Annotated in this window: 29 protein-coding genes and 2 pseudogenes; 14 read left to right on the top strand and 17 right to left on the bottom strand. The window is 56.2% G+C overall.

Annotation, left to right across the window (positions count from 1 at the left end):
- Window positions 1–4 precede the first annotated feature (4 nt).
- From rnk to cyaY, 3 genes are all read right to left on the bottom strand, one after another.
- Window positions 5–415, bottom strand: a complete 411-nt coding sequence (gene rnk / locus CAF87_RS10965; RefSeq protein ID WP_065258140.1) for a nucleoside diphosphate kinase regulator — start codon at window positions 413–415, stop codon at window positions 5–7.
- A 128-nt stretch (window positions 416–543) separates the two neighbouring features.
- Entirely contained in the window at window positions 544–768 is a 225-nt protein-coding gene (locus CAF87_RS10960) for a DUF1289 domain-containing protein (protein WP_085731431.1), read from the bottom strand.
- A 4-nt stretch (window positions 769–772) separates the two neighbouring features.
- On the bottom strand, window positions 773–1,105 hold the full coding sequence (cyaY, locus tag CAF87_RS10955) for an iron donor protein CyaY (protein ID WP_007951887.1): 333 nt from the start codon (window positions 1,103–1,105) through the stop codon (window positions 773–775).
- 239 nt (window positions 1,106–1,344) lie between these two features.
- Between cyaY and CAF87_RS10945 the strand changes: the two genes are divergently transcribed.
- From CAF87_RS10945 to CAF87_RS10920, 6 genes are read left to right on the top strand one after another with little or no spacing between them, the layout of a single operon-like run.
- Window positions 1,345–1,518, top strand: coding sequence for a lipoprotein (locus CAF87_RS10945; RefSeq protein ID WP_085731736.1), 174 nt, complete (start codon window positions 1,345–1,347; stop codon window positions 1,516–1,518).
- Between the two features lie 9 nt (window positions 1,519–1,527).
- Complete coding sequence (lysA, locus tag CAF87_RS10940) at window positions 1,528–2,775, top strand: diaminopimelate decarboxylase (protein ID WP_085731430.1); 1,248 nt, start codon at window positions 1,528–1,530, stop codon at window positions 2,773–2,775.
- Window positions 2,776–2,779: 4 nt separating this feature from the next.
- A complete protein-coding gene (gene dapF / locus CAF87_RS10935; protein WP_085731429.1) occupies window positions 2,780–3,610 on the top strand; it encodes a diaminopimelate epimerase in 831 nt (276 codons plus the stop codon).
- 13 nt (window positions 3,611–3,623) lie between these two features.
- A complete protein-coding gene (locus tag CAF87_RS10930) occupies window positions 3,624–4,349 on the top strand; it encodes a DUF484 family protein (protein WP_085731428.1) in 726 nt (241 codons plus the stop codon).
- A 2-nt stretch (window positions 4,350–4,351) separates the two neighbouring features.
- Window positions 4,352–5,251, top strand: a complete 900-nt coding sequence (xerC, locus tag CAF87_RS10925) for a tyrosine recombinase XerC (protein WP_085731427.1) — start codon at window positions 4,352–4,354, stop codon at window positions 5,249–5,251.
- Entirely contained in the window at window positions 5,248–5,952 is a 705-nt protein-coding gene (locus CAF87_RS10920; protein ID WP_085731426.1) for an HAD family hydrolase, read from the top strand. Before xerC ends, CAF87_RS10920 begins: the two co-directional genes overlap by 4 nt.
- Before the next feature lie 65 nt (window positions 5,953–6,017).
- Here CAF87_RS10920 and sutA read toward each other — a convergent pair whose 3' ends face one another.
- From sutA to glnK, 4 genes are all read right to left on the bottom strand, one after another.
- Window positions 6,018–6,344 (bottom strand): transcriptional regulator SutA, encoded by a 327-nt coding sequence (gene sutA / locus CAF87_RS10915; RefSeq protein WP_007951900.1) that lies wholly within the window; start codon window positions 6,342–6,344, stop codon window positions 6,018–6,020.
- Window positions 6,345–6,446: 102 nt separating this feature from the next.
- Window positions 6,447–6,872 carry a secondary thiamine-phosphate synthase enzyme YjbQ gene (locus CAF87_RS10910; protein WP_085731425.1) on the bottom strand — a complete coding sequence of 142 codons (426 nt, stop codon included), beginning with the start codon at window positions 6,870–6,872 and terminating at the stop codon, window positions 6,447–6,449.
- 214 nt (window positions 6,873–7,086) lie between these two features.
- Window positions 7,087–8,424, bottom strand: coding sequence for an ammonium transporter (locus tag CAF87_RS10905; protein ID WP_085731424.1), 1,338 nt, complete (start codon window positions 8,422–8,424; stop codon window positions 7,087–7,089).
- A 37-nt stretch (window positions 8,425–8,461) separates the two neighbouring features.
- Window positions 8,462–8,800, bottom strand: coding sequence for a P-II family nitrogen regulator (gene glnK / locus CAF87_RS10900; RefSeq protein WP_002555808.1), 339 nt, complete (start codon window positions 8,798–8,800; stop codon window positions 8,462–8,464).
- A gap of 413 nt (window positions 8,801–9,213) precedes the next feature.
- On the opposite strand from glnK, the gene CAF87_RS10895 reads away from it, so the two are divergent.
- Together CAF87_RS10895 and CAF87_RS10890 are read left to right on the top strand one after the other, a co-directional pair.
- Window positions 9,214–9,474, top strand: a complete 261-nt coding sequence (locus CAF87_RS10895; RefSeq protein WP_085731423.1) for an accessory factor UbiK family protein — start codon at window positions 9,214–9,216, stop codon at window positions 9,472–9,474.
- Window positions 9,475–9,869: 395 nt separating this feature from the next.
- The gene (locus CAF87_RS10890; protein WP_085731422.1) at window positions 9,870–10,397 is read left to right on the top strand and encodes a Bro-N domain-containing protein; all 528 of its coding nucleotides are present in this window, start codon (window positions 9,870–9,872) and stop codon (window positions 10,395–10,397) included.
- On the opposite strand, the gene CAF87_RS10885 is transcribed toward CAF87_RS10890, so the two are convergent.
- The gene (locus tag CAF87_RS10885; protein WP_085731421.1) at window positions 10,392–10,661 is read right to left on the bottom strand and encodes a HigA family addiction module antitoxin; all 270 of its coding nucleotides are present in this window, start codon (window positions 10,659–10,661) and stop codon (window positions 10,392–10,394) included. The genes CAF87_RS10890 and CAF87_RS10885 overlap by 6 nt on opposite strands.
- A 779-nt stretch (window positions 10,662–11,440) precedes the next feature.
- Between CAF87_RS10885 and CAF87_RS10875 the strand changes: the two genes are divergently transcribed.
- The 3 genes and pseudogenes from CAF87_RS10875 to CAF87_RS10870 all read left to right on the top strand — a co-directional run.
- A complete protein-coding gene (locus tag CAF87_RS10875) occupies window positions 11,441–11,791 on the top strand; it encodes a hypothetical protein (protein WP_367255185.1) in 351 nt (116 codons plus the stop codon).
- 34 nt (window positions 11,792–11,825) lie between these two features.
- Window positions 11,826–11,996 carry a hypothetical protein gene (locus CAF87_RS29265; protein ID WP_170929585.1) on the top strand — a complete coding sequence of 57 codons (171 nt, stop codon included), beginning with the start codon at window positions 11,826–11,828 and terminating at the stop codon, window positions 11,994–11,996.
- A 178-nt stretch (window positions 11,997–12,174) separates the two neighbouring features.
- Window positions 12,175–13,026, top strand: a pseudogene (locus CAF87_RS10870) (YifB family Mg chelatase-like AAA ATPase); the annotation flags it as partial.
- 391 nt (window positions 13,027–13,417) lie between these two features.
- Here CAF87_RS10870 and CAF87_RS10865 read toward each other — a convergent pair.
- The 4 genes and pseudogenes from CAF87_RS10865 to CAF87_RS10855 form a co-directional block, all read right to left on the bottom strand.
- Entirely contained in the window at window positions 13,418–14,695 is a 1,278-nt protein-coding gene (locus tag CAF87_RS10865) for a HEPN domain-containing protein (protein ID WP_085731418.1), read from the bottom strand.
- 257 nt (window positions 14,696–14,952) lie between these two features.
- A pseudogene (locus tag CAF87_RS29485) lies at window positions 14,953–15,272 on the bottom strand (IS5/IS1182 family transposase); the annotation flags it as partial.
- 102 nt (window positions 15,273–15,374) lie between these two features.
- The gene (locus CAF87_RS10860; protein WP_085731417.1) at window positions 15,375–16,682 is read right to left on the bottom strand and encodes a HEPN/Toprim-associated domain-containing protein; all 1,308 of its coding nucleotides are present in this window, start codon (window positions 16,680–16,682) and stop codon (window positions 15,375–15,377) included.
- A gap of 299 nt (window positions 16,683–16,981) precedes the next feature.
- Entirely contained in the window at window positions 16,982–17,365 is a 384-nt protein-coding gene (locus CAF87_RS10855) for a helix-turn-helix domain-containing protein (RefSeq protein ID WP_085731416.1), read from the bottom strand.
- Window positions 17,366–17,376: 11 nt separating this feature from the next.
- Here CAF87_RS10855 and CAF87_RS10850 point away from each other — a divergent pair, with 11 nt between their 5' ends.
- The 3 genes from CAF87_RS10850 to CAF87_RS10840 are packed head-to-tail and all read left to right on the top strand — an operon-like array spanning window position 17,377 to window position 19,584.
- Window positions 17,377–17,667: a DUF4031 domain-containing protein gene (locus tag CAF87_RS10850; protein ID WP_085731415.1), complete on the top strand. Its 291-nt coding sequence runs from the start codon at window positions 17,377–17,379 to the stop codon at window positions 17,665–17,667.
- Window positions 17,668–17,692: 25 nt separating this feature from the next.
- Window positions 17,693–18,901 carry a nucleoside triphosphate pyrophosphohydrolase family protein gene (locus tag CAF87_RS10845; protein WP_085731414.1) on the top strand — a complete coding sequence of 403 codons (1,209 nt, stop codon included), beginning with the start codon at window positions 17,693–17,695 and terminating at the stop codon, window positions 18,899–18,901.
- Between the two features lie 2 nt (window positions 18,902–18,903).
- Entirely contained in the window at window positions 18,904–19,584 is a 681-nt protein-coding gene (locus CAF87_RS10840; RefSeq protein ID WP_085731413.1) for a uracil-DNA glycosylase, read from the top strand.
- Between the two features lie 4 nt (window positions 19,585–19,588).
- Here CAF87_RS10840 and CAF87_RS10835 read toward each other — a convergent pair whose 3' ends face one another.
- From CAF87_RS10835 to CAF87_RS10815, 5 genes are read right to left on the bottom strand one after another with little or no spacing between them, the layout of a single operon-like run.
- A complete protein-coding gene (locus CAF87_RS10835; protein ID WP_085731412.1) occupies window positions 19,589–20,383 on the bottom strand; it encodes a hypothetical protein in 795 nt (264 codons plus the stop codon).
- The gene (locus tag CAF87_RS28995) at window positions 20,361–21,011 is read right to left on the bottom strand and encodes a C1 family peptidase (protein WP_085741065.1); all 651 of its coding nucleotides are present in this window, start codon (window positions 21,009–21,011) and stop codon (window positions 20,361–20,363) included. Before CAF87_RS28995 ends, CAF87_RS10835 begins: the two co-directional genes overlap by 23 nt.
- Window positions 21,008–22,024 carry an ImmA/IrrE family metallo-endopeptidase gene (locus CAF87_RS10825; protein WP_085731411.1) on the bottom strand — a complete coding sequence of 339 codons (1,017 nt, stop codon included), beginning with the start codon at window positions 22,022–22,024 and terminating at the stop codon, window positions 21,008–21,010. The genes CAF87_RS28995 and CAF87_RS10825 overlap by 4 nt, the downstream gene beginning before the upstream one ends.
- A 3-nt stretch (window positions 22,025–22,027) precedes the next feature.
- Window positions 22,028–22,384 carry a helix-turn-helix domain-containing protein gene (locus CAF87_RS10820; RefSeq protein WP_085731410.1) on the bottom strand — a complete coding sequence of 119 codons (357 nt, stop codon included), beginning with the start codon at window positions 22,382–22,384 and terminating at the stop codon, window positions 22,028–22,030.
- Complete coding sequence (locus CAF87_RS10815) at window positions 22,377–22,658, bottom strand: hypothetical protein (protein WP_139831714.1); 282 nt, start codon at window positions 22,656–22,658, stop codon at window positions 22,377–22,379. Before CAF87_RS10815 ends, CAF87_RS10820 begins: the two co-directional genes overlap by 8 nt.
- Between the last annotated feature and the right edge of the window lie 445 nt (window positions 22,659–23,103).

The following is a 23,103-nucleotide window of genomic DNA, read 5'->3' as shown; positions in this document are numbered from 1 at the left end:
CGGGTTATTCCGGGAAATCACCGCCGTTGGCCGGCTGCGATTCGACTTCCAGCAAGGTCAGCTTCAGGGTCTTGCCACCCGGGGCCGGCCAGTCGATGTGCTGGCCGACTTTCAGACCCAGCAGCGCACTGCCGACCGGGGCCAGGATCGAGATTTTGCCTTCGTCTGCGTTGGCGTGTTTCGGGTAGACGAGGGTCAGGTGGTAGTCCTTGCCACTGCCCTCTTCGCGACAGTGCACACGGGAATTCATCGTCACGACATCGGCGGGCACTTCATCGTGGCCGACCAGCGTATCGGCGCGGTCCAGTTCGGTTTGCAGCGCGATCACGCCCGGCAGCGTGTCATCCAGGCTGTCGATCAGGCGTTCCAGACGTTGCACGTCCAGACGGGTAAGGGTGATGGAAGGTGCGGTCATGATCCGGGCAGACTCCTTTCTTCTGCACACAAAAAAAGCAAAACCCCGCCAAAAAAGACGGGGTTTTCACCAGGCCTCGATGGGTTGAGGCGTTTCCGGACACTATCACAGCTCAAAAAATATACAAGCTACGCTCCGGCGAGCTGCCGGCGTTGCATCGCCTGCGCGCAGATTACCCGGCGCCGTTCGTCATCGGCCGAGCGCCATTCACGGATGTCTTCGACATGCCGCATGCAGCCGAGACAGACTTTCTGCTCATCCAGCCGACACACGCCGGTGCACGGCGAAGGCACGGCCGGACTGACGTTGCTGAAGAGCGGCTTCGGCAGACGGGCGGGAGCGGTGTCGGTCACGAAATCACAGGCCTTCGAAATCGAATTCGGTACCGGCCTGCTGCTTGACGATGCGCTCGAGCATCTCCCCCAGTTGCTCTTCGCTCTTGTCGCACATCCAGCGTTCGCTTTCTTCGTCGTAGTCAAAGTGGAAACCACCGGACACCGCGGCCAGCCACAGCTGACGCAACGGTTCCTGACGACTGAAGATCAGCTGGGTGCCGTTCTCGAACTTGACGGTCAGCACACCGGCCGAGTTCTCCATGTCGATGTCCAGGTCGCTGTCGTCGAAGATGTCTTCCAGTTTTTCCTGGGTTTCATCGACCAGATCGTGGAAACGGGCTTCGGACAAACTCATTGCGGCAACCTCAAAAAATGTCTGATCAGGCTCAAGCGCCGCAAGATACGGTCGCTGCCAGCCGATTGCAAAGGATAACGACCAAGCGCCCTGCCCGGCGACGAAATATGCACCCCTCATGCAGGAAAAGTTTCCGCGTCGCAGCCCGAGCCCCGCCGGACGGGAGTTCCGTCGCATAGGCAAGCTGCCGGGTGGCCGGTATACTCCGGCGCAATTAACGCATATTCAAGGATTTCGCCATGAAGCGCCTGATCTCTTCCCTTGCTGCGCTCGTCGCGGTTGCCTGTCTCGTTTCGGCCTGCGGTCAGAAAGGCCCGCTGTACCTGCCCGATGAAGATCAGGACCCGGCCGCGCAAGCCCAGTCTTCGCAAAAGCAGCCTGCCTCCAAGGCACACAAGCACGACGTTTACTAAGGGATCGCCATGGACGCTTTTAACTACCGTGGCGGGGAGCTGTTCGCGGAAGGTGTGGCGCTGTCCGCCATCGCCGACCGCTTCGGCACACCGACCTACGTCTACTCCCGCGCCCACATCGAGGCCCAGTATCTGGCCTACGCCGATGCACTGGCCGGCATGCCGCACCTGGTCTGCTTCGCGGTGAAGGCCAACTCCAACCTCGGTGTACTGAGTGTCCTGGCCCGTATCGGCGCCGGTTTCGACATTGTTTCCCGTGGCGAGCTGGAACGCGTCCTGGCCGCCGGCGGCAGCCCTGACAAGATCGTGTTCTCCGGCGTCGGCAAGACCCGTGACGACATGCGTCGCGCGCTGGAAGTCGGCGTGCATTGCTTCAACGTCGAATCCACCGACGAGCTGGAGCGCCTGCAAGTAGTCGCCGCCGAACTGGGCGTTCGTGCACCGATCTCCCTGCGTGTGAACCCGGACGTCGACGCCGGCACCCACCCTTACATTTCCACCGGTCTCAAAGAGAACAAGTTCGGCATCGCCATCGCCGACGCCGAAGATGTGTACGTGCGCGCCGCGCACCTGCCGAACCTGGAAGTGATTGGCGTCGACTGCCATATCGGCTCGCAACTGACCACCCTGCCACCGTTCCTCGACGCCCTCGATCGCCTGCTCGATCTGGTGGATCGTCTGGGCGATTGCGGCATCCACTTGCGCCACATCGACCTCGGTGGTGGCCTGGGTGTGCGTTACCGCGATGAAGAGCCGCCATTGGCAGCCGACTACATCAAGGCCGTGCGCGAGCGTCTCGACGGTCGTGATCTGGCACTGGTGTTCGAACCGGGCCGCTTCATCGTCGCCAACGCCGGCGTGCTGCTGACCCAGGTCGAATACCTCAAGCACACCGAGCACAAAGACTTCGCCATCGTCGATGCCGCCATGAACGACCTGATTCGCCCGGCCCTGTACCAGGCGTGGATGGACGTGACCGCGGTCAAACCGCGCGACACCGCCGCACGCAAGTACGACGTAGTGGGCCCGATCTGCGAGACCGGCGATTTCCTCGCCAAGGATCGCGAACTGGCGCTGGAAGAAGGCGACCTGCTGGCCGTGCATTCGGCCGGTGCCTACGGTTTTGTGATGAGCTCCAACTACAACACTCGCGGCCGTGCCGCCGAAGTGCTGGTAGATGGCGATCAGGCTTTTGAAGTGCGTCGCCGCGAGACCGTGGCCGAGCTGTTTGCCGGCGAAAGCCTGCTGCCGGAGTAACCCCATGCTGCTGCGTTTTACCAAGATGCACGGCCTGGGCAACGACTTCATGGTCCTCGACCTGGTCAGCCAGCACGCGCACATTCAGCCCAAGCACGCAAAAATGTGGGGCGACCGGCACACCGGCATCGGTTTCGACCAGTTGCTGCTCGTCGAGGCACCGAGCAACCCGGACGTGGATTTCCGTTACCGGATCTTCAATTCCGACGGCTCCGAAGTGGAGCAGTGCGGCAACGGTGCGCGCTGCTTCGCTCGCTTCGTGCTCGACAAGCGCCTGACCGCCAAACGGAAGATCCGCGTCGAGACCAAGGGCGGCATCATCGAGCTGGACGTACGTAACGACGGCCAGATCGGCGTGAACATGGGCGCACCGCGTCAGGTGCCGGCGGACATTCCGTTCCAGGCGACCGAGCAGGCCTTGAGCTATCAGGTCGATGTCGACGGTACGCCGGTCGAGCTGGCAGCGGTGTCGATGGGTAACCCACACGCAGTGCTGCGCGTGCAGGACATCAACACCGCACCGGTGCATGAGCTGGGGCCGAAGATCGAACACCATCCGCGCTTTCCGGCGCGGGTCAATGTCGGTTTTCTCCAGGTCATCGACCGTAATCGCGCACAACTGCGCGTCTGGGAACGCGGCGCCGGGGAAACCCAGGCCTGCGGCACCGGCGCCTGCGCTGCTGCCGTAGCTGCGATCAGCCAGGGGTGGATGGATTCGCCACTGTTGATCGACCTGCCGGGCGGGCGCCTGTCCATCGAATGGGCAGGTCCTGGCCAACCGGTGCTGATGACCGGGCCGGCAGTGCGTGTATACGAAGGACAAGTCCGTCTTTGAGTGAGCAGAAGCCATGACCGATAAGCCTCAGGTACCCGCCCGACAGTCCGGTGAAACAGCGTCCGAGAGCCTGGAGGCGGCAGCGGTTGCCGCGTACCTGGAGGCTCATCCGGACTTCTTCGTCGAACATGAAGAACTGCTGCCGTCCCTGCGCATCCCCCATCGTCGCGGCGACACCGTGTCGCTGGTCGAGCGCCAGATGTCCATTCTGCGCGACCGCAACATCGAGATGCGTCACCGCCTCTCGCACTTGATGGACGTGGCCCGGGACAACGATCGCCTGTTCGACAAGACCCGCCGCCTGATCCTCGCCCTGATGGACGCCGCCACTCTGGAAGACGTGGTGATCAGCGTCGAAGACAGTCTGCGTCAGGACTTTCAGGTGCCCTTCGTCAGCCTGATCCTGCTTGGCGACAACCCCGCACCGGTCGGCCGCTGGGTCACTCACGCCGACGCGCAGACCGCCATCGGTGGCCTGCTCACCGAAGGTAAGAGCGTCAGCGGCAGCCTGCGCGAACACGAGCTGGACTTCCTGTTCGGCGAGGAGCAGCGCCAACAGATCGGCTCCACCGCCGTGGTCGCTGTCAGCCACCAGGGCATCCACGGGATTCTGGCCATCGCCAGCCGTGATCCGCAGCATTACAAGAGTTCGGTCGGCACGTTGTTCCTCAGCTACATCGCCGAAGTCATGGGCCGCGTGCTGCCACGGGTCAACAGCTCCCTGCGCTCGGTACGCTGAACATGGAACGACAACTGGACGCTTACTGCGAACACCTGCGCAGTGAGCGACAGGTGTCGCCGCACACATTGTCGGCCTACCGGCGCGACCTCGATAAAGTCCTCGGCTGGTGCGTTAAACAGAACATCGGCAGCTGGCAGGCGTTGGACATCCAGCGCCTGCGCAGCCTGATCGCCCGCTTGCACGCCCAGGGCCAGTCCTCGCGCAGCCTGGCGCGTTTGCTCTCGGCTGTGCGCGGGCTCTATCACTATCTGAATCGCGAAGGCCTCTGCGATCACGACCCGGCGACCGGTCTGGCGCCGCCAAAAGGCGAACGCCGGCTGCCGAAAACCCTTGATACCGACCGAGCGTTGCAATTGCTTGAAGGCGCGGTCGAGGACGACTTTCTGGCCCGACGCGATCAGGCGATTCTGGAACTGTTCTATTCCTCGGGCCTGCGCCTGTCGGAGCTGACCGGGCTCAATCTCGATCAACTCGACCTCGCCGACGGCATGGTTCAGGTGCTCGGCAAGGGCAGCAAGACGCGTCTGTTGCCCGTCGGCAAAAAGGCCCGGGAAGCGCTGGAGCAATGGTTGCCGTTGCGAGCGCTGACCAACCCGGCGGACGATGCCGTGTTCGTCAGCCAGCAAGGCCGACGCCTGGGCCCGCGAGCGATCCAGGTGCGGGTCAAACTGGCCGGCGAGCGCGAGCTGGGGCAGAACCTGCATCCGCACATGCTGCGGCACTCCTTCGCCAGCCATTTGCTGGAGTCCTCCCAGGACCTGCGCGCGGTGCAGGAACTGCTCGGACACTCGGACATCAAGACCACCCAGATCTATACCCACCTGGACTTCCAGCACCTGGCGGCGGTCTACGACAGCGCCCATCCACGGGCCAAACGCATGAAAGGCGACGATTCATGAGCATCCAGTTGATCACCTTCGACCTCGACGACACCCTGTGGGATACCGCCCCGGTGATCGTCAGCGCCGAAGCGACTTTGCGCCAATGGCTGAGCGAACATGCGCCGAATCTGGGCGCGGTGCCGGTGGAACATCTGTGGTCGATCCGCGAGCGGGTGCTGGCCAGCGAGCCGGGGCTCAAGCACCGCATCAGTGCGTTGCGTCGGCGGGTGCTGTTCCACGCCCTGGAAGAAGCCGGTTATGCCCACGGCGAAGCGTCGGATCTGGCGGACAAGAGTTTTGAAGTGTTTCTGCATGCCCGGCATCAGATCGAGGTGTTCCCGGAAGTCGAGCCGATCCTGGAAACCCTGGCCAAACACTACGCCCTCGGCGTGGTCACCAACGGCAACGCCGATGTACGTCGTCTCGGGCTGGCGGATTACTTCAAATTCGCGCTGTGTGCCGAAGACATCGGCATCGCCAAACCGGATGCGCGCCTGTTCCATGAAGCCCTGCAGCGCGGTGGCGTGAGCGCCGAAGCCGCAGTGCATATTGGCGATCATCCGGGGGACGACATCGCCGGGGCGCAGCAGGCAGGCTTGCGCGCGATCTGGTTCAACCCGACGGGCAAGGTCTGGGAAGCGGAGCGCTTGCCGGATGCCGAGATTCGCAGCCTGATCGATCTGCCTGCGGTGCTCGCCCGCTGGAACAGCCTCGGCTAGATTTCTTTCGCCCATGAAAAAGCCCGCAGCGACGGCGGGCTTTTTCAGCAAGCAAGCGGCACGCCTCAGATAGGGCGGCTGCCGTACTTGTTGTCCGGCTTCTTGGGCGGATCGGCGACCACGTTGGCCTCCACTTCCTGCACCTTGCCACCGCGCGCAAGGAACTCTTCCATGGCCTTGGCCAGGGCATCACGCTCCTTGTTCTTGGCTTCGATGCTCGGCAACTCGTCGACCGACACCGCAGCCTTGGCCTTGCCTTTGGCAGCCGGGGCCGGCGTATCGTCACCGCCATCGTCTTCAGCAACGTCTTCCGCTGCTGCTTCCAGACCGTCTTCGGCCTCGTCTTCGTCGCCTACTTCGAGGTCGTCGTTTTCCAGATCATCGTCGCTCATGTTCTACCTCATGACTTGCGAAAAGCAGATTAGTTATAGACCAGCTTTGGCGACTGTCGAAAGCCGCCGTAAAAAAATCGGTAACCATTGGTGACCAACGGTTTATGCCTCTTCACCGTGCAAGGTGGCGAGGACTTTACGGGCACCGCCATGATCGCGATGCTCGCCCAGATAAACGCCTTGCCAGGTACCCAGTGCCAACCGACCCGCCGAAACCGGCAAGCTGATCTGACAGCCCAGCACGCTGGCCTTGAAGTGCGCCGGGAGGTCGTCCAGGCCTTCGTCGTTATGCTCATAGCCGTCTGTTCCTTGTGGGATCAGACGATTGAAAAATCGTTCGAAGTCGCGACGTACCGCCGGATCGGCGTTCTCGTTGATGGTCAACGACGCCGAGGTATGCTGCAGCCACAAATGCAACAGACCGACCCGGCATGCCTTGAGTTCAGGCAGTCCGGCGAGCAACTCTTCCGTCACCAGATGAAAGCCCCGGGGCCGTGCCCGCAGGGTTATCAGAGTCTGTTGCCACATACAGTTCTCCGCACGTTCGGGGCGCATTCTAGCGCGCTCTGAAAAAAAACAAAGGCCCTAATATTCCTTCAATGATGTAAGCCATTGGCCGTAGAAAAACACCCGTCGTAAACACGACCAAAGCAGTACGAAAAATCCTTTCAGCCATCTCAAGGATGACAAATTCCGGACAAAAAAATGCCCGGCGAACCGGGCAAGTTTTTGAGGCGCGTACTTACAGGTTGTAGCCGCGCTCGTTGTGTTGTGCCAGGTCCAGGCCCACCGATTCTTCTTCCTCGGTAGCGCGCAGCCCCATCACGGCATCCAGCACCTTGAGGATGATGAAGGTGACGATCGCGGTGTAGATCACAGTGAAGCCGACGCCTTTGCACTGAATCCACACTTGGGAAGCAATGTCGGTGACGGTGCCGAAACCACCCAGCGCCGGAGCAGCGAACACACCGGTAAGGATTGCGCCGAGGATACCGCCGATACCGTGCACACCGAAGGCGTCCAGGGAGTCGTCATAGCCGAGTTTGCGTTTCAGGCTGGTGGCGCAGAAGAAGCACACCACACCAGCGGCCAGGCCAATGATCAGCGAACCCATAGGGCCCACGGTGCCGGCCGCCGGAGTGATTGCCACCAGACCGGCAACCACGCCCGACGCGATACCCAGTGCGCTCGGTTTGCCGTGGGTGACCCACTCGGCGAACATCCAGCCCAGTGCAGCAGCAGCGGTTGCGATCTGGGTGACCAGCATCGCCATGCCGGCGGTGCCGTTGGCGGCTGCGGCGGAACCGGCGTTGAAGCCGAACCAGCCTACCCACAACATGGCGGCGCCCATCAGGGTGTAACCGAGGTTGTGTGGCGCCATCGGGGTGGTCGGGAAACCTTTGCGCTTGCCCAGCACCAGGCACGCCACCAGACCGGCGATACCGGCGTTGATGTGCACCACGGTGCCGCCCGCGAAGTCGAGCACGCCCCAGTCACCCAGCAGCGAACCCGGACCGCTCCACACCATGTGCGCAATCGGCGCATACACCACGGTGAACCATATGCCCATGAACACCAGCATCGCGGAGAACTTCATACGCTCGGCGAAGGCACCGACGATCAGCGCCGGGGTGATGATGGCGAATGTCATCTGGTAAGTGACGAATACGGCTTCAGGGAACAGCGCCGCCGGGCCAGTAATGCTGGCAGGCGTGATGCCCGCGAGGAAGGCCTTGCCGAAGCCGCCGACGAAGGAGTTGAAGTTGACGACGTTGGCTTCCATCCCGGTGGTGTCGAACGCCATGCTGTAGCCATAAAGGAACCACAGGATGGTGACCAGACCGGTAATGGCGAAGCACTGCATCATCACGGAAAGAATGTTTTTCGACCGAACCATGCCGCCGTAGAACAGCGCGAGGCCGGGAATGGTCATGAACAGCACGAGGGCCGTCGAGGTCAGCATCCAGGCGGTATCGCCGGAATTGAGGACTGGAGGCGCCACCGGATCTGCCGCCAAAGCCAGGCCGGGCATTACGATGGACAACAGGGCGCCTAGCCCTGCGAATTTACGCAGAGTCATATTGTTTTCTCCTGGGGCGTTGGGTTTGTGGCGGCGTTTAGATCGCGTCGGTATCGGTTTCGCCGGTACGGATGCGGATCGCCTGTTCCAGATTGACCACGAAGATCTTGCCGTCACCGATCTTGCCGGTGTTGGCAGCCTTGGTTATCGCCTCGATAACCCGATCCAGATCCTTGTCGTCGATGGCAACGTCGATTTTCACCTTGGGCAGAAAATCGACCACGTACTCCGCGCCGCGATACAGCTCGGTGTGACCCTTCTGCCGCCCGAAGCCTTTGACTTCAGTAACGGTAATGCCCTGCACGCCGATTTCGGACAGCGACTCGCGCACGTCGTCCAACTTGAACGGCTTGATGATGGCAGTGACTAGCTTCATGAAACTCTCTCCCGAATTGGTGGACTTGCCCCAGGAAAACAAACCCGACTCAAGTCTAAGCGCAGTGCCTGGCTTTGTAACGCATCGTCGGCCGTACCTGCCCGACTGACGCCAGCTAACCGCTCCCGACGAAACTCCCCGTCCCGTCCGGCGCACTGCATTCGTCACAGCGACTGCATCAGTGCATGGGTCACTACCGACTAAGCAGAAAGCTTGCCATCTCGCCAAAATCCCCTGATTTCAATCCCTTGGCCGTGGCTGTCGATGCCATCACCGAAATGGCACACGGGATACGCACAACAACGGTGCGCAGCCGTTCGTCCTTTTGCGCGAAAAGCGTGCATCCCGGCCCGCGCGAATGACTATAGACACTGCGTGATACACTGCCGGCCATTGTTTCCAGGACATATCCCATGCTCGCGCCCAAAGACTTCCTCGACGCCCTGAGCGGCACCGCCTCCCGCCTGTTCAGCGGCGACACACCGTTGCCAAAAGCCGAAATCGAAAGCCAGTTCAAAATGCTGCTGCAAAGCGCGTTCAGCAAACTGGACCTGGTGAGCCGGGAAGAATTCGATAGTCAGATGGTGGTGCTGGCGCGCACTCGCGCCCGGCTTGAGAGCCTTGAGGCGAAGGTGGCTGAGATGGAAGCGAAGCTCAGCCCACCAGCCGAATAACACCTCGTTTCTTTGTGAATGCGGCCCCTTGTGGGAGCGGGCTTGCCCGCGAATGAAGGTCGGAACGACCTTCCCGCCATTCAGGATTCGCTATCGACTCTCGGCAGAATCCTACAGATTGCAATCCCGCCGTCCGATTGCGTCATGAAGCCCTGATTCCTAAGCTCACCCAATGCTGAATGTTCAGCACTGGGTTTGGCGATCCGGAAAGCTTAAGGCGCACGACAACCCTGATGGCGGCTATGTTTACCGCCACATCGAGTCATGGCGGTTGTGCGTGGGAGACCTTCGGGTCTGCCGGGTTCCTTTTGCTCCGGTTCGCCAACCCGCGTACGACTGCCACCCAATTGTTTGGCGACAATTGAGGGCAGCCCTAAAGCAAAAGGAGCTGTTCAATGAATAACGAAGATACGTACCTCACTCCTCACGTTTTCACCCGCCACAAACTCCCCCTCCACGCCCTGCTCATACAGAACCAACCCTGGTTCTCTGCTCGCGACCTGGGCCGCCTGCTACACATTTACCTCAACGAACGCATGCTGCGAAAACTCGACCCTGACCAATACCAAACCCGCAAAACCCTGATCCACAACCAGATCGAAAACACCCTCCTGATCAGCGAATCCGGCATCTATGCCCTCCTCGTCTACCACTACTGCCCCGAATACCGTGCCCTGCGCGAATGGCTCACCCATCAAGTCATCCCCACCCTGCGCGACGCCCAGCACCCCACCACAAGCGAACGCCCACAGCTAAGCCTTCTGAATTGGCCCGAGATGTCGTTGAGTTTGCTGCACTGGAATAACCAGCCGTGGATTCGGTTGCAGGATGTGCCGCAGATGCTGGTAGAACGGGAAAAGCGAAAACACCCAGTGCCGGCCACTTGGTGGAAAAGGGCTTCGCGGATGCTGCAATCGCTATAGGCCCGCATGCCGGAGCTGGGCCCTGCGTAAATCGTAAGTCGACTGAAGATTCATCCAGAACTCAGGCGTGGTGTTGAGGTGGATTGCCAGCCTGATTGCCAGATCGGCGCAGATCCTGAGCTGGCATTTCACAAGCTTCTCGATCTCGGTTTCAGGCCAGTTCGTGGGCATGGCCAAGTCCATGACAGTCATGCCCAACGGCTCCATGAATTCCTTACTCAGAACTTCGCCGGGATGAATCGGGCGCATACCATTGCGGTTCATTTGTCGCCTCCAGAGGCTGCATTGAGCGGCCAAACTGGGGCACCCGACTTTGCAATACAAGACCGTTGAGTCCCTTTCGCTGGCGTCCTACAACTATTAGGGCATGCCCCTACAAAAATCAGCGTCCCCGCCTGGTTATGCCGTCCTTACACCCCTCATTACATTGGCAAACGAAAATGTACCCGTCAGGATGGAGGTCTCTGTGAAAGATAAAAAGAGGAAGACAAAGCTACTTCTGATTGTTGAATTACACCTCCAAGCACTCCGACTGGCTGGAAATATGTCAGCCAATCAACGGAGGTTTATTGAAGTCGCCGTTACGTGCGGGCCTGAGCTTGAGCCAAGCGGCCTGTTGTCGGGCAGAAAATCCTGAATCAAAAAAGAAAAAGGCGTCCGACAGGACGCCTTTTTCTTTTTTTAGGAGTAGTCGCAGCGAATTTTTAGCTCCCAAGCCGTATCACCCTGAATCCGCCCAAACCAACGTCCTTCACTTAAGTAAGTACAGTCCTACAAGGACTGTCCCCCACGCCTGATTACGTGAGTATCCCCGCCTTCGCTACCTTCTGCGGCCTGATCCAAACAGAACTCAGACAATGCGAAGAAAAGGAAAAGGTACCGAGCTCCGTAATCAGACACTCAAATCCGAAGCCCGCAAGCTTGCACACCAAACCATATCCATGGACCCGGAAGCATTAGCGGCCGGGGTGGATGCAACATTACTCGGAATTGAGCCAATTACTCCTGTAGCAATCAATGCATACCACCAGTGGAGCGGGCCCGTGAGCTATCCATGGGATGACGTGCTGAAGTGGAAAACCAAAGACGCAAAGGGTCTGGACCTGGCTTTTTGGTACGAAGGAGAGCTGTGCGGCTTGTGTTACGCAACTCCGCGCAAAAGCACGATCTGCATAAAAATCATCCTTTTGCAGGGACGAACTGGCAGAACCCACACCTTGCGAGGCTGGATCGCACCCATGGCGCTACTGACAACTGAATTCTATGCACGGAGACTGGGATGCACTGAAATCGAGGTCCAGGAACCTGACTCTGGCGCCATCCCCTACTACCAAAAACTTGGGTTTCATTTCGACACAGCCGACCGCCTTGTCTTTCCACTGGACGACCAATAAGATCGACTCATTCATCCAGACACGAGAGGTGTCTATGAAACAGAAGAAACAGAAAAAACAGCCGTTACTCGCATCCAGGCTTCGTGCAGAAACGCCCAGTTTGACCGATACGGTTTCTGCCAGTCAGCGGCACTTTTTGAAAGTCGCCGCGGCCTATGGCAAAGAATTGGAGCCTGATGGCTGGCTCGCCGGTGGCGGAACCTGAATCCCGCATTAAAAGACCGTCTAGTAGGCGGTTTTTTTTTCGCTTGAAGATTAGTCCTTTCGATTCCAGCAACATCCAGTGAAGCTTTGCCCAGGCAACTGTCCCTTCAACTCCCTCCTCCCCGACTACCCTTAAAAAACCGCAGGAAGCGGCCCCCGATTCAACTCAAGGAACGACCATGTCCCTCGCCATCGTCCACAGCCGCGCCCAGATTGGCGTGGATGCTCCCGCCGTCACCGTCGAAGTCCACCTCGCCAACGGCTTGCCCTCGCTGACCATGGTCGGCCTGCCCGAAGCGGCGGTGAAGGAGAGCAAGGACCGGGTGCGCAGCGCGATCATCAATTCCGGGCTGCAGTTTCCGGCGCGGCGGATCACGTTGAATCTGGCCCCGGCGGATCTGCCCAAGGACGGCGGGCGGTTTGATCTGGCGATTGCGTTGGGGATCCTGTCGGCGAGTGTGCAGGTGCCGACGTTGACGCTGGATGACGTGGAGTGCCTCGGTGAGCTGGCGTTGTCCGGCGCAGTGCGGGCGGTGCGCGGTGTGTTGCCGGCGGCACTGGCGGCGCGCAAGGCCGGGCGGACGCTGGTGGTGCCGCGAGCGAATGCCGAGGAGGCATGCCTCGCATCGGGATTGAGGGTGATCGCGGTGGATCATCTGCTGGAGGCCGTGGCTCATTTCAACGGGCATACACCGGTCGAGCCTTATGTCTCGGACGGGCTGATCCATGCCGCGAAACCCTATCCCGACCTGAATGAAGTACAGGGCCAACTGGCCGCCAAACGGGCGCTGCTGATTGCCGCTGCCGGCGCGCACAACCTGCTGTTCAGCGGGCCGCCGGGGACGGGCAAGACGTTGCTGGCCAGTCGATTACCGGGGTTGCTGCCACCGCTGGCCGAGAGTGAAGCGCTGGAGGTGGCGGCGATTCAATCCGTCGCCAGCGGCACGCCGCTCACTCATTGGCCGCAGCGTCCGTTCCGCCAACCGCATCACTCAGCCTCCGGGCCGGCACTGGTCGGCGGCAGCTGTCGGTTTTCGAAATAAATGCGATTTTTTCGAAATTAATGCGACTGGACTTCGCTGCGATGGTTAGGCTGATGGCCCCGCGAACAATGGCCCTTTCGAATAAATGAGGATCACTGCGTCCGCTACAGAGACACTTCTGATGAGCCATTCCGCGCGATCGTGAGTTGCCAAGATCCTGAAGATGGCACTAGGAACATCATAAGATAGCCGAATCCAGTGCGACGGGTTGAGCGTCGTTCATTCGGCATCTTCGTTATTTCAAGGCTGAAGTAACGTGCTTCTAGATCGCGAAAGTTGTCTTGATCTCTGGTGAGACTGTCTAGGCTGCGGGGCGAAATACTCACGCGTTCATCCATCAGCACAGACAAGCAATGTCTGCACTGACTGGAGTAAGCATTCAGGCGATTCCTAGACGCAGATCCCTCAGGTGATCAAACAATTGCTTTTCAATGTCAATGGGGCGATGGGCATCTAATAGCTTTTTATAGAGCTTAAAGTAATGATAAATGGCCGTTGCGGCAATATCTCTACTTTCATCTATCATCGAGTGCTCTAGTCTAAATTTCCCAGTGTGAACCAGCCCTGAGCGAACATCATATATATCTCTTATGGTGTTATGAATCTTCAAACGCTTAGATTTCGGATAGCATAAAAGGGCTGTATATTCTGCCAGCGTTATTTTTATTGGCGTATTTTTATCTTTCGAAAATAAAGCCTCGAGAGCAATTACATAGCTTACAAACTCAAGAACCTTGTCACTGGTGTTCATACCTTTCGCAAAAAAATACAAAGCGCTTTTGATTCTCGAGAAAATCTTGTCGCTTCGAAAAAATATATGATTGGAAAAATCTTCAAAATTATGTTTTTTGAGGTATTTGAAGAAGTCATCAGAAAAGTCAGCGCTCAAGAGGCAGCGAAAATCCAATGTTTTTCGATCTATCTCGCCGCCATTCTTTCTAATGAAAAATGCGTGGTTAACAGGGCCCATTTCATTAGGCCATGGCTTACGTCTTCCACCGTTCAGAACCCCGTAAAGCTCAATTAAGCTAAAGAAATAGCTTTGTTTTAACTCGGCGCTTTCATTCCGGGACTCTTCAGATCCATGCACCTCAAATGTCAACATTGGTAGTTTCTTCAGAGCCGAATCGCTTTTCCCATCGTCGCTTTGATATGCAAAGCTTATAGGGCATACATCCTTAACGCCATATATTTTTGCTAGTCTGGACTTTAGCTCTTTAGGGGTGGCCGCAGGTGAAATTAAATTAAATCTTCCGAACTTTTTCACCCCAACCCATGACTGCTTGCGAAAAATCCTGAATAATGGGTTTATTTTTATGGGATTAATCACTATCCAGTCTCGCGACTCTTTAGAGGCTTCTAGGATAGTTACCAAGCGACTGACGATCTCCGCCGCATCATGAATCCCTTCATTGCAAATAAGCGCATAAAGCACGCCTTGGAAAAAGTCCCAATCTAAGTGCCTTTTTGAATATTCAGTTGAAAAAAACGCTTCGTATAGCTTCTCACTTTCCTCAAAGATATGGAACGAACCTAAATAGCCTGGCTCATCTTCAGTTTTAAGATGCTCCAGATGCCTAGGAAGCAACGACCTGAGCTCTTGTAGCACACGCTTCTCATTTAGTAGTTCGCTCTTGGTTTTTTGTGGTTCGTTCATTTTTTGTTTGCCTTCTAAATTCCGTTTTATTTATTCTTAAATGGGGAAAACCCTGCTATAAATCGGTGCCGGTGATAAACCGTTAAGATGCCAATTAGCTTGCTCATATGACTAGAGACATTCTGAGTAGAAGCCCTGCTTCCGACTACTTCGTCATTGATGCTTCCATAAACAGCAGCTGTTCAAAACCCGATCAAACTTGCCGTCATGTTATCCATTTTTAGCGCTGCAAAACTCTCTTAGCATCAATTCACTGATTACGGACGTACATTTCCCGAAATACAGAATAAAAGCCGACGCGTTATCCAAAAATTCGAAAGGGCTAACAGCTTCACCATCTGAGCAGTGTCCTCCTCCTAGCCCCGGAAACGCACCTCGGTGTAACCAAACTGGCGCTTGAGCTCCCGACATAGACGCTCAACCTTTGAGCAAATCTGAGCCTTGGTTGCTCAAACTTACGTATCGCTTTGTACAACGCGCTGCGTTTGCCATATTTTTTATGGTGGCTGCGCCAAGTGGTAGTCTGCCAGATGACTTGGCACCCTACACGTTCTTCCTGTTTTTCGACGCCAGCATGGATTTCCCGCACAGGCCAGCCAAGCACGGGTTACTTCTGGATCCCAACCTCGGCCAACAACTGGCGCGCCACTCGAATAGCTTATAGGTAATTTCTTGATACTCACTCGGCCTGATATTTCGAATTGAGCATATCAGCAGCTAGGCCACTGCACTGCTCTAGAAGTGCGGCTATCACGGCTCGGAGCTTACTCGCGTCATATGCACCTGACTCGATAGCCTCAAGTGAGGTGTTGTAGAAGGCTTTGGCGTAACTATCTTTGTAGTCGAGCGCGCCCTGATAAATACCCAACGAATCCTTGTAATTCGTCCAGGTTACCTGCGCTGAGGGCCGCCCCTCCAACTGGAGATCGAGATAGCATTCAATAGCGGCCGCATAGCCATTGATATCCGCGTTTGTAACGCCACCAGGCCCTTTTGCCGGAAAAGCCCGCAGTTCCTCCAGATCAGGAAGAACCATCGCTCTCATGTTCACTGGGAACCTGAAGCGTTGAAGGAGGTTTCTGTAGGTATCAACGCCTTCGGCATCGTTGTCGAAGAGGAAGATCACGCGATTATGAACATCAATTTTAACCAACCCTTCGGCGAACTTAGAGAGGTTTCCTGTGCCCGAAAAAGGGTGACGCTCCTCGATGTCGATGAATCGAAAAAAGTCTTCGATATCTGGTCGCAGTAGCGCGAGACCTCGCTTCAAGATGTGGGTATCAGAGGTGCCTTCAGTCGCGATCAAATAGGTTTGTGTTCGACGTGCGTTGCCAATGAAATCCTCGTTTTTAGCCCAGCCTGCATCAACGAAATTACCGTAATCCCATACGACGTCTTCGATCAGATTCGTTGGGTTTTCAGCAAGGATTCGCAGGGTTGCGTATGGGCTCAGGAACCCAATCATCGAGCCGAAGTGGCTTCGCTCGGAATATCCTCCGACGTCTCGATCAAAAACTCCTGTCGGTAACAGAGATGCCGCTGGATCGGCTGCGAAGCGGCCCCGCCCCTGGGCATGTTCAGAATCGTAGGTGGGCACATAATCGTTTTTGAGGTCTCGCAATGCGTGCCTCTTGATGAAGTCGACAAACTGCTCGAAGGTCAAGCGGTCGGTGCATGGCTCATGTGGCCGATATTCCTCGAATTGATCGCGGTGGAGTGCCACCTGATCGTCATATTCCGACCTTACTGCCGGCAACGTGTACCCGAGTAGCTCTAACCGCGACACCATGGAGCCGAGGCTCCGGCTGAAGCACAGTTCCATCTGCTGAAGATTTTCAGCGCTGTGAGCGTAGTCGTAATCGATGCTGCCATGTCGACGGTGCCGACGGTCGCCCTCCTGATAGAGCATGCCGTGATCCATACCCATGTGGCCCGTATTGTAGGTGAGATCGAGATCGCCCACAGACAGAGTGATTGGTGTACTCATGAAGATCTCAGTCCCTGAAATTAACCGTTGTTGGCCAATGGTCGCCGCAATTCTGGATCTGATTGTGATGGAACGTGATAGCACATTACAGCGGTGTCGGTGAGCGGGCTGCTCCTGCGGTGTAAGTTCGCTCCGCCGCAACCGACTGAGGCTTCAGGTGTGAGTTCTTATGCACTGCGATTGGTCAGCGTAGGAGCCAGGTCCGCTGTATAACGGGAAGTGATGCCCAGCACGAAACGTGTAAGTGATGGAGATAGATGCGGATTATTGAAAATTAATGTGCCCGGCTAAAATTGCTATCAAGTTTTTGCCTTGGCCAATGCAGCTTCCAATGCATCAAGGAAATTTCGGATCAGTTTTTCACTTCCAGGCCAGGTATTGATGAGACCCTGAACCTTTTGTGGCAGATCCTCGCTGCTCAAAGCGGCGTCGCTGGCAGACGCAAGACCCACCTGCAAAATCTTGCACACTTTTCGCATATTTTTACTTACCAATACTCCCGCTCCACGCTCCATCCGAGAGATCTGGGTATAGTGTACGCCAGCCATTTCACCCAGTGATTTAAGTGATAAGCCCTGTTTCTTGCGTGCTGACTTTATCTGAGCACCGAGCAACTTGATGTCCATTTGAGCTGGAATTTTTGCTGTAAATATGCTAAATTTTTGCATAGTTTTGCTGATCATGCGAGAACGAAATGGCTGTTTATGTGGATGCAGAAGGCATCGGTTGGCGAGGCAGGGAGTGGTGTCACCTGGTGGCAGACTCTTTGGACGAATTGCACAGCTTTGCCGATCGTCTCGGGCTGAAACGAAGCTGGTTTCAGTCCAAAACGCTCTACCCGCATTATGATGTAACGAAGTCAGTCAGGACTCGCGCTCTGGCGATGGGTGCTAAAGGCGCGGATCGTGAACAAATTGTCCGTTGCGCTAAGCGAATGCGATCCGAGATGATTCAGCTCTACAGGACTGCGTCGCAAAGCGCTTAAGTCCGCTCAATGAAAAGGATTTCAAATGCCCAAGCCTGTACCTCAGCCCATGCCCCTATCGATCCCCGAGTACCGCCTCAAGGCCTGCCAGACCAACCAGTTCCCGCAAACGCCCGAAGGATTCCAACAGCTGAAGTTTGGCTACTTTGGTGAGGTGGGCGGCTTGCTATCTGCGGTTAAGAAATCCGGACGTGACAACCTAGCCGCGACCGTGACTGAGCTTGCTGCGGAAGAGCTCGGAGACGCCCTCTGGTATTTGATCAACGTCGCGGCTCTTGTTGAGGTTGACCACAATCAAATTGGCGACCACTGCCTGATAGCTCTTCGCAGACAGTATGGCGAAGCGGAGCAAGAGCTGATTGAACCGGTCACCTTTCGTCACATTGACAGTTTGACGGAGATCCGCAGAAAACCGGATTCGATTGACCGATCCACACAGCTGGGCAGGCTAGCCAACCACGCAGGAGCGATGGCGGCGACGACGTTCCAAGCCTACAAAGCTATGGCGCCCCACGTACGCGCCGAGAACCTCGGTATGCACCTAGCAGAACTCGCGATCGCCTGTGCAAGCTTCGATCTGAGGCTTGAGGACGTAGCTCGTGCCAACCTGGAAAAAATTCACAGTCGCTGGCCTGGCGACGAGAAGAAATATCCGGCGCCTTTTGATGAAGGCTTTCCAGAACACGAGCAGTTTCCACCGATCATCGCCATGGAATTCATCGAGCGAGGAACAGGGCAAAATGCGCATGTCGTCCAAAGCTTGCACGGTGTGTTCATTGGCGACCGCCTGACGGACAATAGTAATGAAGCCGATGATTACCGCTTCCACGACGTATTTCATCTCGCCTATGCGGCGTACCTAGGCTGGTCCCCAGTCCTCAGAGGCCTGCTCAAACGTAAGCGTAAGTCAGACCCTAGGAAAGATGAAAACGAGGATGGCGCACGCGCCATGATCATCGAGGAGGGTATCGCAACGTGGATTTTCAATCACGCCAAAGTGCACCGCTTCGACAACAAGGACAAGCACGGAGGCTTGGACTACAACGTACTTAAGCAGATCAGAAGTATGGTGGATGGTTACGAGGTGGATAAGTGCCAGCTCTGGCAGTGGGAAACAGCGATCCTGAAAGGTTTTGAGGTGTTCCGCCAATTGCAAGAATACCGCCGCGGTACCGTGATCGTCGACGTTCTCAACCACACAATGCGTTTTGATCCACCAACGAAGAATCAATAGCCATGAATCCAACAGCCTTCGTGAAGGCACTGTCAGAATTGAAGCTGGACAATGTCTTTAACCCCTATGCCGACACCTGCCCGGTTCACGATCGAACTGATGCCGTGGCTGCACGTCGACGCAATCTGCGTGGCTATTTGAAGGCTGCATCCGAGATTGGCGTAGACACCATCTGGATGGGGCGTGATCTGGGGTACCGTGGTGGTCGGCGCACAGGCCTAGCGCTCACCGATGAATATCACCTTTCAGAGATGACTCAACGTTACCCTGGCTCAAATTTCAAACAGGCCACTATCGGCCCAGCCCTGGCGGAGCGCACAGCCTCGGAGATCTGGTCGGTACTGCGGTCGGTAGAACTCCCCCCACTGTTGTGGAACGTTTTCCCTTTCCACCCACACGAGCCGGGCAATCCATTCACCAATCGCAAATTCACCGCACGCGAACTCCAACAGGTAGACCTACTTAACGAGACGCTGATCAAGTGGCTGAAAGTGCGACGTGTCGTTGCAATTGGACAAGATGCGTTTAATTACGCCAGCCGGTTTGGTGTTGAGGTTGTGGCGATCAGGCATCCCAGCTATGGCGGGATCAAAGACTTCCGAAGCGGGATGAGCGCACTGTATGGCATCCCGGTTGAAAATCTTGATCCCAAGCGACAAACACTTCAGTCGTCTCTGTTCTAAGCCATTAAACGAAGCTGTTCAGTAGTTCCTTGGTAGCCTTAGCTCCGCCAAAGCTCTTCACATCCAGGAGGGCGTGGGTAGACAGTACCGTGAGCACCCCACGCTCAAACCCAGATTCAGTGGCAACATAATGATGTAGGTTGTTAAGACCTACCAAGTTGCCCAAAACCCTTTGACAGTACCAATGCGATCGGTACATGGCAGTAATGTCCAGCTTGCCACCTGTAACCTTGAAGCTGAGATGGCTCAAGCACGGCATATTCCTGGGCTTGTTTTGATCAGCCGCGGGGTCGTATAGCGGAAGCTCAAAACCGAAGCCATCATCTTCGAGATCATACTCGACATCAATTACCCCGAGTTCGTATACAGCCTGGTAACACCTACCAGCCTTCGATGCTTGCAGTTTGCGCACCAAGGTTTCGAGCGGGTTGTAAGTAGATTTTCCGTTACGAGCCACACGTCGAATCATGCGAAGCGCGTACGTGCCCCACCCCCCCTTCTTTTGGCCTTTTGCCATCGCATTGACATAGGACTCATAGAAAGCCGGCCGATTATCAAGCTTGTAGAGACTGTTTGGGAAAATTGTGCTCGCTACCGTCTGCACGCTTAGTCCAGGGCAATTTGCTTTGAGCGCTGCGTCAACTGTCCCGATGACGTCGCGATCCTGTGCATCCAGTACACCCGGAGACGCTATCTCCAGTACAAGATTTCTTTCGGTATTTTCCTTGCAACCCGCCAAATGGCGGGCAGCCTCTAGCCAGGCTGGAACGATACGATCACCGTGAATCAGAACTGCCATGTTCTACTCCAAAAACGCACACTGCGTGCGATGCGATGTAAGTGGCGGAAATCCAAGCATGCCCATCCAGTCCCCAGCCTTCGCCCCAGGTATTCCTGATCAAGAACCAAGATTCCCCACCAGCGTCGTAACCCAAGCCGACCGCAACTACCGCGTGCATCATCGCGCCGGATAGCACGTTATGGCTGAAAGGAATGATTCCATCAACGGGCCGATAGAAATCAACGGTGAGCCGCAGCGCAAGGCCCATCGGGACAAGCGCTTGCATACTGCCGATCAGCTCGCCTATCTCGACAGCAAAAAAATTAATTGGGAGCCCGTGCATTGCAAGGTTACTGGGAAGGTCCTCAAGCGGAATCTCGGGTTCTTCGTCGCGATAAGGGAATTCGCGTTCAGTGGGATGCCCCAGCTTGGAAGCTTCGATTGCAGCAGGAATCTGCAGCCCATCCCCAGGCTTCCAGTCGGGAATCCTGGATAATGTAGCGCGATAGAAGTATTCCGGCCCCAAGTCCTCAGCCACTGAAAACCTATTGAGGTCGGTGACCGCAAAAGCCAAGCAGGTTGGACGATTTCCCTGATTCTTCGCTTTGACTGAAGCCTTATCGACAAGGCACTCCACGGTGATCACGAATTCCGGACCTCATCAATGAGAGCCTTTTTGGATTCGCGGGTCAGGCCTTCGGCGATGGGCTCAAAATGAGCTTTGGAAACGTAAGACGCATCACCAGGCTGCTTTCCTTCCCACGGGCGAATTTCCGCAAGCGCAACCACCTGCGGATCAGTAAAACTAGTGGGCGCTCCGGCCAAGAAAAAATCCATGGACGCCTCTGAACCGAAAGTTAAATCCCTGGGGTCAACTGGCGCACTGGGCGCTGGCTGCAGGGAGAATCCTTCAGCCTTCACCTGGTCAGGCGAATCAGCGAGCCATAGGTAACCAGCGCTGGCGTGGCTCTTCAGGCGGATAATCAAATGATCTTCCGGGCGAGGCTCCAGCACCGAAGACTGATCGTGCTCATCAAAAACCCAGACTTCCTTAGTTGCATCAGGAAGTGGACTCTTGAACAACGATTGCTTGATCGATGCAGGCGTGGTTTTGAGTAATCGCTGGACAGCGTCGTAGTCGATGTACTCGTGGCGAAACAATGACCATGCCGCTGCGGCGTAGCTCACACCCAACCGAAGTGCGAGCTGATACAGATTGAAAGGATCTTGGATGGTTCGGATGTTCCATCCCTTACGCCGGCAGAGGATCATCAACAACGAACGTGGCACAAGAAGGTGATGGCCGAACGCCTCGGCTTCCTGCTCCATTTCAACTGCTTTGGAGCCATACTCGATGGTCTCATCGACCGTCGTATCATGCCCCATGAAGAAATGTCCCAGTTCATGGGAGCAGGTCATATGAATCAGCCCCGCCGATCGGGCGGAATTCAACAAAATGCCCGATTGCTCATCGCGGATGAACGCACCAAGCAGCTTATCCATGGGGCGCAGCGCGACCGATAGGCCCACAGAATCGGCGACCCTGAACGGATCCACTCTTGTATAGCCGTCCTGCTCGATACGCTCCATAGCGCGGGAGCTGTTGATAACTCCGGCAGCCATCCTCGCTGTTATTAGCGCTATGTTGCGACGAGCCATGTGTTACTCCCTATCCCTACGCGAAGATTGCTTCAGAAATTCCGCAAAGCGGGCGACTTCTTCCACATCTTTATCCGACAGGCCTTTGACCGCCCTCGCCAAGAAGGCCAGCTGTTGGGGGCCCTGCGGCTCAGGCTCTACCCCAGTCAAGAGATAATCAAGAGTACGGCGATACAACTTCGCTAGCTTGCTGAGCTCAAGTGCTTCTACCTTGCGAACCCCCAACTCAATGTTGGTGATCGACGGTCGGGGCAATCCCAATACCGAAGCCACATCGTCTTGGGAGAGACCTACGTACTCACGCGCACTACGCAGACGGTCGCCAATCTGGTTTCGCTCGTCTTGCCGATCATCAGCCACCGGCGCCCCCTTCAAGGTGATTAATCACCCCTTTGGTAATTTCAGTAACGAACTGAGCTCTGGATTCATAGCCACCGTGCCGAACGATCAGCTCCACCGGTATTTTTTTTCCCACTAGTTTGTCGATTCCAATGAACGCATCACAAGCGGCTATTGAATCCATGGGCGCGCCCATATCCTCAGTTGCCAGGGGATCGTCTTGGATCTCCAAAGCACGCTTGTCCCAGAAGTCACCGAGCAGCTTTTCAATCTCACCCTTGACCTTGATATCCACAGGCGCTCTCCGTAAGAAAAACTTACCACTTAAGTAAAGAAAACCTACATCAGCATACATGGGATTGCAAGTCGACATCATGCGGGTTGAGCAGAGCATACTCATCTGCACGCAATATTAAAATGGCATCACGACGCGAATATGGTACCTCTGTGTAATCGGAATCTTTTGCTTTTGATAGTGGCTGCTGTCGGCCAAGCGAGATGCTCTGCGGGCTGGTCGTATTGAAGAGCAGCGGACGCATTAGGTTATGTACCCTCAGCCCCATTTCTAGCCCTTTAAGTGAAGCATGGCAGCTGCCATCGCCACGCTTAGTTCTCGCTTAAGCGGACAACGCCGAGTGCTAAGACTTCAGCAGTGGCGTTCGACCATCGACGACCACTAATGTCGTTTGCAAAGCTCAGAAGCGCCTCGACACATCTTGCACGTCATGAGCCCCAGTATT

The sequence above is a fragment of the Pseudomonas sp. R38(2017) genome, assembly GCF_002112395.1.
Classification (GTDB): Bacteria; Pseudomonadota; Gammaproteobacteria; order Pseudomonadales; family Pseudomonadaceae; genus Aquipseudomonas.
The sequence above is the reverse complement of the archived record's forward strand: the minus strand, read 5'-3'. Positions and strand labels throughout refer to the sequence as shown.

Bases quoted from the DNA above. Each gene is read 5' to 3' on its own strand.
- rnk (WP_065258140.1), bottom strand. From the start codon at position 415: ATGACCGCACCTTCCATCACCCTTACCCGTCTGGACGTGCAACGTCTG.
- cyaY (WP_007951887.1), bottom strand. From the start codon at position 1,105: ATGAGTTTGTCCGAAGCCCGTTTCCACGATCTGGTCGATGAAACCCAG.
- CAF87_RS10945 (WP_085731736.1), top strand. From the start codon at position 1,345: ATGAAGCGCCTGATCTCTTCCCTTGCTGCGCTCGTCGCGGTTGCCTGT.
- lysA (WP_085731430.1), top strand. From the start codon at position 1,528: ATGGACGCTTTTAACTACCGTGGCGGGGAGCTGTTCGCGGAAGGTGTG.
- dapF (WP_085731429.1), top strand. From the start codon at position 2,780: ATGCTGCTGCGTTTTACCAAGATGCACGGCCTGGGCAACGACTTCATG.
- CAF87_RS10930 (WP_085731428.1), top strand. From the start codon at position 3,624: ATGACCGATAAGCCTCAGGTACCCGCCCGACAGTCCGGTGAAACAGCG.
- xerC (WP_085731427.1), top strand. From the start codon at position 4,352: ATGGAACGACAACTGGACGCTTACTGCGAACACCTGCGCAGTGAGCGA.
- CAF87_RS10920 (WP_085731426.1), top strand. From the start codon at position 5,248: ATGAGCATCCAGTTGATCACCTTCGACCTCGACGACACCCTGTGGGAT.
- sutA (WP_007951900.1), bottom strand. From the start codon at position 6,344: ATGAGCGACGATGATCTGGAAAACGACGACCTCGAAGTAGGCGACGAA.
- CAF87_RS10910 (WP_085731425.1), bottom strand. From the start codon at position 6,872: ATGTGGCAACAGACTCTGATAACCCTGCGGGCACGGCCCCGGGGCTTT.
- CAF87_RS10905 (WP_085731424.1), bottom strand. From the start codon at position 8,424: ATGACTCTGCGTAAATTCGCAGGGCTAGGCGCCCTGTTGTCCATCGTA.
- glnK (WP_002555808.1), bottom strand. From the start codon at position 8,800: ATGAAGCTAGTCACTGCCATCATCAAGCCGTTCAAGTTGGACGACGTG.
- CAF87_RS10895 (WP_085731423.1), top strand. From the start codon at position 9,214: ATGCTCGCGCCCAAAGACTTCCTCGACGCCCTGAGCGGCACCGCCTCC.
- CAF87_RS10890 (WP_085731422.1), top strand. From the start codon at position 9,870: ATGAATAACGAAGATACGTACCTCACTCCTCACGTTTTCACCCGCCAC.
- CAF87_RS10885 (WP_085731421.1), bottom strand. From the start codon at position 10,661: ATGAACCGCAATGGTATGCGCCCGATTCATCCCGGCGAAGTTCTGAGT.
- CAF87_RS29265 (WP_170929585.1), top strand. From the start codon at position 11,826: ATGAAACAGAAGAAACAGAAAAAACAGCCGTTACTCGCATCCAGGCTT.
- CAF87_RS10865 (WP_085731418.1), bottom strand. From the start codon at position 14,695: ATGAACGAACCACAAAAAACCAAGAGCGAACTACTAAATGAGAAGCGT.
- CAF87_RS10860 (WP_085731417.1), bottom strand. From the start codon at position 16,682: ATGAGTACACCAATCACTCTGTCTGTGGGCGATCTCGATCTCACCTAC.
- CAF87_RS10855 (WP_085731416.1), bottom strand. From the start codon at position 17,365: ATGATCAGCAAAACTATGCAAAAATTTAGCATATTTACAGCAAAAATT.
- CAF87_RS10850 (WP_085731415.1), top strand. From the start codon at position 17,377: ATGGCTGTTTATGTGGATGCAGAAGGCATCGGTTGGCGAGGCAGGGAG.
- CAF87_RS10845 (WP_085731414.1), top strand. From the start codon at position 17,693: ATGCCCAAGCCTGTACCTCAGCCCATGCCCCTATCGATCCCCGAGTAC.
- CAF87_RS10840 (WP_085731413.1), top strand. From the start codon at position 18,904: ATGAATCCAACAGCCTTCGTGAAGGCACTGTCAGAATTGAAGCTGGAC.
- CAF87_RS10835 (WP_085731412.1), bottom strand. From the start codon at position 20,383: ATGGCAGTTCTGATTCACGGTGATCGTATCGTTCCAGCCTGGCTAGAG.
- CAF87_RS10825 (WP_085731411.1), bottom strand. From the start codon at position 22,024: ATGGCTCGTCGCAACATAGCGCTAATAACAGCGAGGATGGCTGCCGGA.